We start from the raw sequence: 12,826 nt of genomic DNA, 5'->3' as shown, positions 1-12,826 counted from the left end.
GTGCCCCTGCTGTGGCTGGAGGAGTGGCTTTGGGACTACATGGCTCTGCTACATCTTCTTCTGCTTTAACCAGTATTGCTGCTCGGCTGGGGGTGGTTTTTCATAGTTCGAGTGGAGAAAAAGATGAGAACAGTAATCCAGAAGATCAACGTAGAACAGACCATGCCCAACAACGTGCTCAAGAAGGTCGTCCTACTGGTCAAGCACTCAATGACCTTCAGAAGGCGAGACAAGGCGATGTGTTTGTGGATATTGAAAGAGATACAATTGTTGTTCGCGCACAAGGTTCTAGAGAACAAATCTTTAATAGACAAGGTAAGCTAGTAACTAGTATTAACCAACGTACAAAAAATGCACATCTCAGACTACTAAGAAACGGGTCTAGGCGACCGATATCTGAAACAGAATATCAACAATTTATGGAAGAGGCAAAGAAAGTATGGAATTTTTAGAATTTGATGAGACTTTAACTTTAGAAGATAAACTTAGTAGTTTAAGCGCTGACTTAGTGTCTGGTGAAAATATTTTTTTATCTAGATTGTTTACATATCCATCAGGTATCCCTATCGATTTAGATGAATTATGCACAAGTTTAGAAATTGAGCCAGAACTTCAAGAAATACGCGGAGAATTTAAAGGTAAAATAATTGTGACTTGGATTGACTACCCTAATGCCGAGTTTCAAGAATACAGTGCAATTATCCTGTTTTTAGCTGAATCTATTTTTTGGAATCAAATAGCTCTCTATAACAAGCGGCTTTTTGAAGAGAAGCAGTAATTATTAATCAATACACTATTGAAATTGGTGGGAAATCTCGCCTGTTGCATCTCCCATCGCTAAACCTTGATACGCCTCGATTCGTTGCAAGAGATGAGCAAGGGCTTCCCAAATCATGGACATTTGAGGCAGGAAGGTCATTAGGAGATGGATTAGCCCTTGTTACAGGAATATTAGAAATTGTTGGAGGTGGCGGTGCAGCCGCTGGGGGTGGAACTTTATGTGTAACAGGTGTAGGCTGTATTGTCGGTGCCCCTGCTGTGGCTGGAGGAGTGGCTTTGGGACTACATGGCTCTGCTACATCCTCTTCTGCTTTAACCAGTATTGCTGCTCGGCTGGGGGTGGTTTTTCATAGTGCAACAAATAATTCTCCTGAGAATAATAATGCTGAGAATGCAAATATAGGTGAGAGAAGCGAAACTTGGGGTGTAGATCCAGCGACACGGGCTGCTGACGAAGCAGCTGGAGTTATTGTCAATGGTAGTTACATTAAAAACCCAACAGCGCGTAAGCTTGCAGATATAGTTACTGAGTCCGGCAAGATTGGTAGCAAGCAAATGACTGGTCAGTTTATGTATGTAGTGGATGAGTTAGGGAATATCATAATTGGCACCCGTGCTGGGCAACGTATGCCTCATCCAACCCTCATTGGAGGAAAAAACCCACGTGTTCTGGCTGCTGGTATTGTGGATATACGCGGCGGTAAAATTTATTCAGTGAATAATGCATCTGGTCACTTTAAGCCAGGTGCAAACTCGTTAGAAGCTGCTAGAGAGTCATTTACCAAGCTTCCTAACAAACTTTTTCATAAAAATTTCCAGGGCTTCAAACCTTATGATCAATAGGAGATTAATTATATGAGCAACTTTGATGGCACTTGGGGTCTTTACCAATGGTTTCCTGAACATGGGGAATATTTGATTTCTTCTAATGACATAGAAAGATTCAAAGCTCTTTTACCTAATGGCAAAGTATTTCACTGTATTGCTGAAGATAAGGATTTTTTAACACTTCAGTATAATGAAGATATGTATCATGTAAAGCCAATGCTTTACAAAAAAGTTTCTACCCCCTTATTTTCATTTGGTAAGCAAGTACGAGTAATTAATCATCCAGAGAGAGTAGGCATAGTTAGAGGTATAGAGTGGCATTTTAAGCAAAATGCTGTGATGTATTATTTAGAAATCAATGGAAAATTTAGTTCAAAAAGGTACTGGGATCAAGAATTAAGCTTAATTAATTTTGATAACAAAAGCCACGATGTACCAATATAAATTTTCTAGCCCAATATTTATGAACTAAAAAGAATATAGCTACTTAGTTTTAAGTTTAATTTAACCGACCTACTTATGAAAATTAATTTTAGTAGCTTGAGCCGGGTAATATCCCATGCTCTACGTCATGAGCCTTGGCTCTATGGATTAGAAATTGATGAAGAAGGTTGGGTCTCTGTAGCCAATCTTCTATCATCTCTACGTAGTCAGCAGAGCGAATGGGAAAAGTTAGATGAAAATGACCTTGTGATGATGATTAACCGAGCTAGTAAACGTCGTCATGAGATGCAAGATGGAAAAATTCGAGCACTTTATGGTCATTCCTTTCCAGGTAAATTAGTAAGAAGACAAGCTGAACCCCCTCAAGTGTTGTACCACGGTACTGCAATGGATATAGTATTAGTAATCCGTGCAGAGGGTTTGAAACCTATGACTCGGCAGCAGGTACATCTTTCAACTGACAGGAAACAGGCAGAATTAGCAGCCAAGCGTAAGACTGTAAATCCTGTGATTCTTGAAATTCTAGCGGTAGAGGCATATCACAAAGGAGTTATATTTTACGAGGGAAATGGAATAATCTGGCTATGTGATTACATTCCACCCAAGTTTATTGCTGTGTGAGTCAATTCGCTCTTATGGGGGGACAAAAAGGGCTAGGACACAGATAGAATAGGCCTCATAGCCCTCTCTCCTCACTGATAGTACTTACGTTTATTAGGATTTAATGTCAATAATTCGGCGACTAATTCATAGGAATTTTCCATGAAATTGATCCAATTGTGACCATAAAGACCAATATAAAAACTACTATGTCGTCGAACAGTCCGCTTAGATTATTTAATTCGTCCAACATATTTTTGGACACCCATACGTTTAATTTTTTGACCTGATATTGTTGCATTTGTATAAGCAAGCGAGATTAATAATATAAGAGAAATTAGCCGTTGTGCTGATGCATTAGTATCTTCTAAATTATAACCACTGCTCTTAAAATCTCTAAACATCTCTTCAATATCAAAACGCTGTTTATAAGCAATAATTAGCCGAATCTAAATCATCTAAATTAGTTAGGATAAACCAACCTTCTTCCGGCGCAACTCCAAAGCGTTTACGTTTCCATTTACCTGCAAGATTAAAGGTAATAAATCCTGTAGATTTTGTATATTTAATACCTGTTTGCGGACAAATCGTGTTTTTAATAGAGGAACTATTATCAACTGGTATATGGCAGCATCAAAATATCCGAAAATCAAGCAATATGCATAATTACTAGATTATGTACGCTTACTGACTATAGAGTATATTGAACCGGGCTGGCTGCGCTCAGAAGCATAGATAGATAATGGGAAATATCTTAAACAGATAATTTAGTGGAGGAAGAATAATATGGATTTAGTTGTAATTGATAAAATTCGTGGCATCATCTTCGGTCAAGCAATAGGAGATGCCCTGGGTTTTGGAACAGAATGGATACCAAAATCTCAAGTTCGCAAAGAGTATCCAGATGGGTTGAGAAGCTACAGTCAAATTGTTCGCTATCGCAATGTAAGTGGTTGGACACCTGGAGATTGGACAGATGATACTGACCAGATGTTGTGCATCCTAGATAGTTTGCTGGAAAAACAGCAAGTTGACATACTCGATATTGCTGCGCGCTTTCATCATTGGGCAGTTACAGATGGTATGGGTATGGGTCAAACTGTATATTCTGTGGTGTATTCTCCTGATTTTTTGCAAAATCCCCTTACTGCTGCTAAACAGGTTTGGGAAGCATCTGGACAGAAGGCTGCTGCTAACGGTGGTGTCATGAGAACTTCTGTATTAGGTATTTGGGAATATTCCTTTCCTGAAAAAGTTAAATGCAATGCTGAGGAGGTTTGTAAAATTACGCACCACGATCCGCGTTGCGTTGGTTCATGCGTGGCAGTAAGTCTTGCAATCAGTGCTTTATTACGCCAAGAGAGTGATATTAATTCTTTAATGCAATCAATAGCGATCGCTGTACGAGAATACCATCCCTCTATTCAAGAGTATTTTAACAAAGCCGCAACTTTATCCTTAGAAGTGCTGGATTTAGATGAAGGTTTAAATCCAGGAGAAAAAGGTGGAACTGGGTACACCCTTAAGACAATGGGGGCTGGGTTTTGGGCACTTCAACACGCACAATCTTATGAAGATGGAATTCTACAAATTATTCATGAAGGAGGCGATGCTGACACAAATGCTGCCGTAGCAGGGGCATTGTTAGGAGCGCGTTTTGGGTACAAAAACATTCCTCAACAGTGGGTAGAAGAATTAGTGTACAAACAACAATTAGATAACAGGATTGAGAGGCTAATAAACCTAGTTAAAAGCAGCTAAACATCTAGCGCTTGCCAGTCCCTCAACTTCTCACCTTAATTAAAAAAAATCTCACCTCCCATCTTACCGCACGATAATCATTATTAAGAAAAAAACTCGGATATTAAAAGTGAAGGATAAACTAGCTACCTATGTTATAAAAATTACCACCCAACATCATTCCATCGTCGGGGAGAACGGCTGTTCGCTCTCCTAATCGCTAAATTCTTTCTTGGAAATCACCTTAAACAGCTTTCCAGTTTTACCCAATCCCTACAACCGGACGAACATACTGCTCAAAAGTCTCACTGACTACTTGTGTATCCACCTCTAAAGGACTTTCTGCACCATCTATCTGTACCCTGACTAAATATTCTCCTTTCTTGACATCATTCACAGTAAACATCACCACATTGCTATCAACAGATTGAGAATTAGCAGTAAAGATATAAGCAGCTTCCTTGGATGCAGAACGCTCATTTAAAAACAAAAATACCTTTTGTCCTATACCTACAATTAAATCAACCTCCACCTGAACTTTTGCTCTATAAAGCTCATCTATATTTTCTTCTATCTCCGTTACTTTCGTTCCCATTACCTTTGGACATAGCACAAAAGGCACAACATTAGAACCAATCATCTGCTCTGGTTCCTGTTTGATTTTTTCCGGGATTGGACGCAGTGCTTGTAAACTTTGTACTCCTGCCCTTAGCCAATGTCGTTGTTCGTTGGATAATATCGATAAATCTAATTTTATCTCGTCAGATTCTACCTTTTGCGGTCTTAGTTTAGTCTCTCCAATTTTGATTTGAAGAGCCTCAGAATTTAAATGCTGACCGCGAATAATTAACATACTATTACTCACAATGGGTTGATTAGCCCCATCCGCAGATATGACCTGAGAAATTATTAGTTGATTGGGTGTGCTGTATGTTGCAATTCGACGCACAGGTAAGGCTCTAGCACTTGGTTTATTACCTTCAATCAGGATAACACCAGCTTGAATAGCGAAGGATAACACATAGGGAGGTTGGCAATATGACGACCAAATTTTTGAAAGTTCTTCCTTTGTCATGACAGTCGGAACAACCGCCACTTTTTCTATTTGTTGTTCTAAGGTAGAATCGAGTAAAAAATTATTGTCCGCTTTCTGCATCGTCTCCTGAATCATTTCAGAAGTTAAAATCGGACTGTCTACAATACTACCTATAGCACTACCCAACAAAAGTTGGGGTTCTAACTTTTTATCCTCTCCATAGAAACTGAGAAGATAAAAAAGGTCTAATCCCGCTTGTGCTTGTTTAATTAGCTCACCTTTGGGACGACGAGAGCGTAAATCATTGTTGCGCCAAGCCGGATTCGGGATAGCTTGATATAAATAAAGGTTTACCCTTTTCTTCGGTATTCCTTCTCCAGATGCTCCCGGATGCTCTGTTGTCACAAGTATACCTGGCATATCTACTCCTATTCCATTTTGTAAGACTCTTTGGATCGTTGCTGTAACAGTTGCGATCGCTAAGTAATTACTCATAAATTAATATATTAAACACCTCAAATTCCTTGAAAAGCCTACAAGTAAAAATTCTTTTTTGTAACCAGTATTTATACGTGCCTTATCGGTTGGTATTTATCTATTGAGGCTTGATTAACTCCATAAGACTTATGTGAATAAAACTTAAGCCATTCAAAAGTTAACATTGGCGTACTAGCATTACCCCTATTACACGGATAAACTACGGATGTTTTATATGTATAACTTTATATATAATTTTCCACTCAACAGCTATATTGCAAAAATTGACTAAAAAAGTTGGCATCTAATACTAAATGCGACTATCTTGGTTGGTTGTAAAATTTGATGCGCCTTTATAGCCATAAGATGACTCATCAATCTTTTCCCTCGCCGCCACCTCTACCTTTACAGCGTCTTCATGTCTACGACAGCTTGATGATGAACGCTGAACGCTGGCAAAAAGCCCAGCAGTATCATCGACAACGCCAAAATGTTCACTACCAGTCTCTTAACGAACCGGGGATTGTCTACGGTTTGGGTGTTCGTGTTATTACTGCGCCAGCAGAAGCGGCAGCGAAATTTAGCGATCGCCGTTGGTTAGAAATTCAACCCGGTATTGCCATTGATTTAGAAGGTAATCCGATTGTTGTTGACCCCTCTACAGACCGCACATTTAGAATTGCCACTCCTGCTCCTACCACCGGAAGCATAACGGTATACTTGGTGGTGAGCTATGTAGAACCGCAAAACCCAAAGCACAAGCAAGGTTCCGATCTAATTCGGGAATGGTTCCGGTTTGACGAAAAGACCAGTCCACCCACTGAAAAAGAAATAGAATTGTGCCGGATTAGGTTGCAACCCGCTACGGTGGAACTGGAAACGCCAACTGATGTATTGTTTCCAAGCTACAACCAGCTAGATTTGCGATCGCGTCAGAAAGCAAAAGCTAGACCGCAAACTGTTGTTCAGATTGCAACTATACTCAACGTGAGCGATCGCACTCATGAAAACCTCTCTTATTTAATGCAATCTATAGGAAACTTGTATGCATCTTTGCATGGAACGTCAGAAATTGCCCAGGTTGACTTGCATTCTCAAATTCCTAATTACGATTTACTTTATGTGACTGGTTGGCAAGCACTCAATCTAGATACAAAAGAGCTAGATACTCTGATTAAATATTTACTAACTGGTGGAGTTATTTTTATCGAAGTTCCTCAAAATAGCCGTCTGTTAGTAGAAGATATCAAAAAGTTAATTACATTTCAGTTAGAGATTTCATTACAATCCTGGCAGGAATTAATCCGAAATCATCCTCTAAGAACACAACCGTTTTTATTTGCGGCACTTCCTCAAATTAATCACCAACAAATTCAGCTATGGAATGGAGGAGGAATAGTCTTAGTAGAGGGTGATTTATCTGGTGCTTGGGGATTAGACGAAAATCTTTCTCTCGAACGCAATGACATTCGTACAGCCCAAGAGTTAGCAATTAATGTTTTAGATTTTGCCTCACATCGACGGCAGATATATGCTTGTTTGCAATAAAGTTATCCCTATATTTCATAATTGCTATTTAGTTATTAATAACTAATTTAATATTGAAACAATTATTACTTAATTTTAAAAACTCATCATTATTATATATTTCTTGCAAATTATTAAGGCAATTTAAATCATGGCAGGTAGTGTCAAAGCTATAGTTTCAAAAAAAGTCATACAATTCACACCAGATAGTTCATACGACTTGTCTAATGTAACAGTCAATGAAGAAAATGAGTTTGATGTAACTGTTATTAATGAAAGCGATAAATTTGCCAGCTTTCAGGTAGAGCTTTTAACAGCAGGGTTAGATGAAAACTCTCATGTTAAATGGTATAAGATTTACCCAGAAGTTTGTACAAAAAAACCTCCTGGTAGTGAAACCACATTTCATGTAGCAATTATCAAAGCACCAATTACTGTATATGATACTACTATTGATGTAATAATTAAGATTTTTTCTGTTGAATATGAAAGATTATATACTAGCCAAAAAATTAGTTTAACTATAAACAAGCCTTTGAGGTCTTTGCGAGTTGAAATGCCTATTAAAGAACTCAAAGTAACTCTTGGCAATCAAATAGAAATTCCAGTTATCGTATCTAACTTAAGTCCAAAATTTACTGAGATTCAGTTAAGTTTGTCAGGATTAAACCCTGATTGGTTCACGATAGGAACTCAACGAAAGCTACAAATTGAACCAGGTGACTCGCAAAAAATCAGTTTTTTATGTCAACCAACGAAAGGCAATCAAACCCTCAGTAAAGAATATAAATTTACCATTGATGCTGGCTCTAACACAAGTCAGTATACTACGCGCGAACAGGGAATTCTAGAGGTTCTTCCTGATGGAGTCGTGGAATTTAGCTGTAGCAATAAGCAGCAAACTATTCCAAGTAAAGGAAGAAAACAGTCTAACTCTGCTATTTATGAACTAATACTTAAAAACGACAGTAATCTGCTTCAACGAGTTCATGTTATTGTTCCCCAAAAAGAACATATAAAAATTGGTTTTGGAATTCCCGAAGCCGTAAATATAATCCCAGGTGATACAAAAAGTATGCATCTAGAGGTAAACAATCAAAGACCTTGGTTAGGACGCAGAAAGCGGCAGCCATTTGAAGTTTCAGTTGGTTTAACTAATCCTAATTCAGGGGAACCTAGTACTTTCATTTTTCCCATTCCCAATACCCAAATTTTAGAACTGATAGTTTTACCTATTATCCCTTTTATACTTCAAATTGGTAGTGCAGCAATAATTCCATTATTGCTTTTGTTAAATTTATGGCTTCATCCAAGAGTGTACCATACAGGAGCAGTAAACTCTGTACGCTTGGTTGGTAAAGCAGGTAAGGTAGTTAGCGGTTCTAGTGACCAAACAATTCGACTTTGGCAAGTTAATGACGGTCATTGGCAACTAAATGGTAATCGTCTTAAATATGAAGGTGAAATTGCTTCGGAAACAGAAAATAAAAAAGCTGTGCGTGTAATTCGTTCTAGCCCAATGGATGACGGAGTAATTGCAGCTGGATTGGATAGTGGAGATATTCAACTATGGGACACTTTGAAAAGACAAAAAAAACCAGTTTATAGCGGAACTGATCGTGTATTTGATCTAGCATTTTCACAAAATCCTCCTTACTTATTTAGTGGTCATGGTAGTGGTCAAGTTCGCCAATGGGATTTAACAAAAACCAATAAAAAACCAATTAATATTGCATACGTTAAGTTTGCTATTTACGCTCTTGCTATTACTGAAAACCAAATTGAGCCTGATTTAATTTTTATTGCTGGACGTTATAATAAACTTGCTGTATGGGACTGGAGTAAAAAAATAATCTACGAGATTCCTTACGAACACACAGTAAGTGAATTAAAAAAAGGGTTTAGATTTAAACCATTCATGAGTCAGCAAAACTATATTACTAGCTTAACAACTGCTAATAATAAATTGGCAATATCTGATAATCAAGGTTATATAACTTTATGGGATGTTAATAAAATCCGTCAATGTATTAACAAAGAAGCAGAACAACAGCTAGATATAAGTAAAAATATTAAAATCATCAATGGCAATAAAAAAAACAATTCAAATAAAAATATTACTAGTAATCAAATTAAGCCATTAGAATGCGAGCAAGATGTTATTGCTCAGTCATCTGAAGGACACCATAAGCAACCAGTACGTTCAATCGCTTTGACGCAAAGTGCTTGTCATCTAGCAAGTGTGGGGGATGATGGACAAGTAATTCTTTGGGATCTTTCTAAAGATAAAATAAAAAATTTGTTAGTGCAATCAGGTACAACTCTTATAAAAGAGAATACAAAATTTAACAGCGTTGATATTAAAGCATTAAAAGACGATCAAGACGATTATGTTCTCATAACTATTGGTGATGATAACTATAATGTCAAGTTGTATCGCGTTAACGGGATAAAAGATAATGCAAATTGTAAGTAATCCACTTTTTATAGAAGACCTAGCCGGAAATAGTAATGAAATTAAGCGAGGTTCTATTGGTCAGCGCCGTATCCGTGTCAAAAATCTTGGTGAGAGAATAGCAGAAATTGATATTTGGATCGCTGCTACTGATAACAAGTCTGAATCTCTGTTGTCGTGGTGTACTTTTAGCGAGCAAAATCCATTAAAAATAGATGCTAAAAGTTTTAAAGAGGTGACATTAAATTTTCAACTACCTCTTTCTGCAACACCAGAATTATACAACTACGAAATACTCGTTGAAGCTGCAACTCAGTACCCTGGTAAAATCTGTCGTCGTCCTCTGCAACTTCGAGTTTTGCCTTCAGATCAAGATGCTGAATGGGGAAATGAACCAGGATTTACTATAATCCAGCCAATTACTAACTCTGCTAATCCTTTATCTCTACAGGCCCAAGAACAATTAGAAGTAAAAATCAAGGTTGAAAATCGCTCTAAAAGGGTAGATCGTTTTTATTTAAGTTGTCCTGAATTCACAAAAGAATGGTATTCGGTAAGATATCCAGAGATTGGTTTAGATATTCCTGGGTTAATAAAAGAAACTGATGGTTTGGAACTGAACCCAGGAAGTTCGGGTGAAATTAACTTAATTTTACATCCGCCACAATATACTCCGGCCGGAAATTATTTTCCGACCATTCGCCTGATATCCAGTAATAAAGAAGACTTAGTACTGTTGGATGTAGTCTATCTGAAAATTCTTCCTGATGACAGATTGGATATCCAGATGCATCCCCTCTCTCGGAAAGTGCCTACTGAAACGGGAGAGTTTGAAATTGAATTAACTAATCGGGGTAATATTCAACGAGAATTTAACATTCGTGCTAAAGATGAGGACGGTTTTTTCAACTATTTTTTGCAACCAAAAATGGTGCAAATCTCGCCAGGAGAAAAGCAAATAGTAGTATTAAAGGTAAAACCTCAGAAATGGTGGCGTCGCCACTGGCGAGGAAAAGGCTTACCACTCACTTTTGCTGTAGAACTGGAAAATATTGCTGTCGGGGAAGATTCCTTTATCCCAGCACTACCTAAAAACTTACCTCAAGGGAATTTGCTGTGGCAATCTCAGCCTTGGTGGAAGTTGTGGCTGCTGATTCTGTTATGCTTGGGAACTATTGGATTATTAGCTTTTGCAATTTGGTGGAATTTGTTGAGACAAAAAACACCACCACCATTGCCCCAGGTAATGAAATTTGAAACTACAGCTAATAAATATCAAGAAGCTAAGGATAATGCCATTCGTCTTAATTGGCAGATAATGCATTTTCAACAAGTAGAAAAAGTAACTGTTATTAGCCTAGAAAAAAATGTAGAAATAGACCGGAAAAATTACTTATTTAAAGATGGAATTCCTCAGAAATTACAACCTAGTAAAAATAACACTATTGGAATATGTGAGTCTAAGAAGTCTGAGATTAATTCGAGTTTAGCAGATAAAAAAGGCAAGCAGGAGGTATCGGACGAAAAGTCTAAATTTAATCTCTACTCAACCCTATTCCCTTCCAAGAAAAATGTTACCTATCAAACACTTGTTTTAAACTGTAAAGACATCATTACGAATGCTATAACAGCAGGAAATTATACTTTTAAAATAGAAGTATACCCCAAACAAAACTCTGAGCAATTTTCATCACAGCAGACTACAGATACAATTCAAGTTATTCCGAAAAAGCCTTTACCTTTACCAAAAATTACTGATTTTTCACCCACTAAACCTATTTATCAAGAAGTTAGTATTGTTAAATCAACGAAAAAAGTTACACCAATAGTTACAAGCCTAGTACCGATCCGCTTGAATTGGAATATAGTTAATCCTAATCAAATTAAAGAGTTAAAAATGGTTGGCTTAGGTGCGGATGGTTCCATTACTAGCCAATTGCAGTCTTACTTAATTATAAATAATCAATTACCAGACAAGTTAAAAAGATTTTGTACTATTACTTCAACTAATTTAAAATGCCGCAATTTTCCTACGGATGTGAATCAAGCAGGTAATTATACTTTCAAAATGACAACAGTTTACCAAAATGAACAAGCTGAAACTGAGATTACTAAAACTACCGATATAATCAAAATTTTACCCAAATCGGCTACGTCTGTAAATATTATCTCTTTTAAAATTAACGGCGAAGAGGTGAATCAGAAGCCAAAGCATACTTTTGCCATTAGTAAAATGCGTTCTGAGGCGGATATTACTGTGTCTTGGCAAGTAGCAGATGGCGAAGATATTAAAGTTGAAATACTTCCTGCTCCTGGGGTTGTCAGCAGTAAAGGGTCTTTAGCAAAATACCCACTTAGCAAACCCCCTAGTAGCGAAACCATTACCTTGAAAGTTACAAATAAGGCTGGTGAACAAACTACTCAATCAGTTTTAATTGAAACTGTTGAGCCAAGCCAAACTCAATCATCTTCTGGTAATAATTCTGGGAAGACTACATCTGGAAGTAATTCATCAACAACAGGTTCAGCTATACACTCAAATTCAGCAGAAGAACTTACACCAGTTGAATTTCCACCAATAGGTTACTGAATTTTAATAAACAATAGACCTCTTGCAAAAGTCCCAGAGGCGTGGGACAAGTAAGTAGAGTTGGGTAGCATTGATGACTTACGAACAAGTAAAGAGCCTGAAGCCTGAAGAATTTAAACGTTTGTGTGGTGTACGTCCAGAGACTTTTAACCAGATGCTAGAGATAGTGCGATCATTAGCTCTACTGCTCTTTCAAATAAATTGACGTATCCAGATGCTGAAATATGTTGTAGTCCAATCTCTAAGGTTACTCGGCGTTTCGGGAAACGCGATATCAGATACTAGTTTTGGTTAGGGACTTGCAAGAAAATAAGATCCCAATCAAACTGGAGTAATCGTGATATCCCAT

At 37.6% G+C, this 12,826-nt stretch carries 11 protein-coding genes and 1 pseudogene; 10 read left to right on the top strand and 2 right to left on the bottom strand.

What is annotated here, in order from left to right; genetic code table 11:
- The 5 genes from HWQ40_RS17145 to HWQ40_RS17125 form a co-directional block, all read left to right on the top strand.
- On the top strand, positions 1-452 hold a 452-nt coding region (locus HWQ40_RS17145; RefSeq protein WP_292779814.1), incomplete at its 5' end, for a hypothetical protein.
- Positions 440-778 (top strand): hypothetical protein, encoded by a 339-nt coding sequence (locus tag HWQ40_RS17140; protein WP_292779813.1) that lies wholly within the window; start codon positions 440-442, stop codon positions 776-778. The genes HWQ40_RS17145 and HWQ40_RS17140, both read left to right, overlap by 13 nt.
- Before the next feature lie 44 nt (positions 779-822).
- On the top strand, positions 823-1,623 hold the full coding sequence (locus HWQ40_RS17135) for a hypothetical protein (protein WP_292779812.1): 801 nt from the start codon (positions 823-825) through the stop codon (positions 1,621-1,623).
- A gap of 12 nt (positions 1,624-1,635) precedes the next feature.
- Positions 1,636-2,052, top strand: a complete 417-nt coding sequence (locus tag HWQ40_RS17130) for a hypothetical protein (protein WP_292779810.1) — start codon at positions 1,636-1,638, stop codon at positions 2,050-2,052.
- Positions 2,053-2,127: 75 nt separating this feature from the next.
- Positions 2,128-2,673 (top strand): RNA 2'-phosphotransferase, encoded by a 546-nt coding sequence (locus tag HWQ40_RS17125; protein ID WP_292779809.1) that lies wholly within the window; start codon positions 2,128-2,130, stop codon positions 2,671-2,673.
- Positions 2,674-2,744: 71 nt separating this feature from the next.
- Here HWQ40_RS17125 and HWQ40_RS17120 read toward each other — a convergent pair.
- Positions 2,745-3,225, bottom strand: a pseudogene (locus HWQ40_RS17120) (IS4 family transposase); the annotation flags it as partial.
- 213 nt (positions 3,226-3,438) lie between these two features.
- On the opposite strand from HWQ40_RS17120, the gene HWQ40_RS17115 reads away from it, so the two are divergent.
- A complete protein-coding gene (locus tag HWQ40_RS17115) occupies positions 3,439-4,413 on the top strand; it encodes an ADP-ribosylglycohydrolase family protein (protein WP_292779808.1) in 975 nt (324 codons plus the stop codon).
- A gap of 241 nt (positions 4,414-4,654) precedes the next feature.
- On the opposite strand, the gene HWQ40_RS17110 is transcribed toward HWQ40_RS17115, so the two are convergent.
- Complete coding sequence (locus HWQ40_RS17110) at positions 4,655-5,923, bottom strand: DUF4255 domain-containing protein (RefSeq protein WP_292779806.1); 1,269 nt, start codon at positions 5,921-5,923, stop codon at positions 4,655-4,657.
- A 348-nt stretch (positions 5,924-6,271) separates the two neighbouring features.
- Here HWQ40_RS17110 and HWQ40_RS17105 point away from each other — a divergent pair, with 348 nt between their 5' ends.
- From HWQ40_RS17105 to HWQ40_RS17090, 4 genes are all read left to right on the top strand, one after another.
- A complete protein-coding gene (locus HWQ40_RS17105) occupies positions 6,272-7,453 on the top strand; it encodes a DUF4159 domain-containing protein (protein WP_292779804.1) in 1,182 nt (393 codons plus the stop codon).
- A 130-nt stretch (positions 7,454-7,583) separates the two neighbouring features.
- Entirely contained in the window at positions 7,584-9,908 is a 2,325-nt protein-coding gene (locus HWQ40_RS17100; protein ID WP_292779802.1) for a hypothetical protein, read from the top strand.
- Entirely contained in the window at positions 9,892-12,477 is a 2,586-nt protein-coding gene (locus tag HWQ40_RS17095) for a hypothetical protein (protein WP_292779801.1), read from the top strand. The genes HWQ40_RS17100 and HWQ40_RS17095 overlap by 17 nt, the downstream gene beginning before the upstream one ends.
- Before the next feature lie 73 nt (positions 12,478-12,550).
- Positions 12,551-12,682 carry a hypothetical protein gene (locus HWQ40_RS17090; RefSeq protein ID WP_292779799.1) on the top strand — a complete coding sequence of 44 codons (132 nt, stop codon included), beginning with the start codon at positions 12,551-12,553 and terminating at the stop codon, positions 12,680-12,682.
- The last annotated feature ends 144 nt before the right edge of the window (positions 12,683-12,826 follow it).

The sequence above is a fragment of the Nostoc sp. NMS9 genome (assembly GCF_017114995.1).
In the GTDB taxonomy this organism is placed as follows: Bacteria; Cyanobacteriota; Cyanobacteriia; order Cyanobacteriales; family Nostocaceae; genus Nostoc.
The sequence above is the reverse complement of the archived record's forward strand: the minus strand, read 5'-3'. Positions and strand labels throughout refer to the sequence as shown.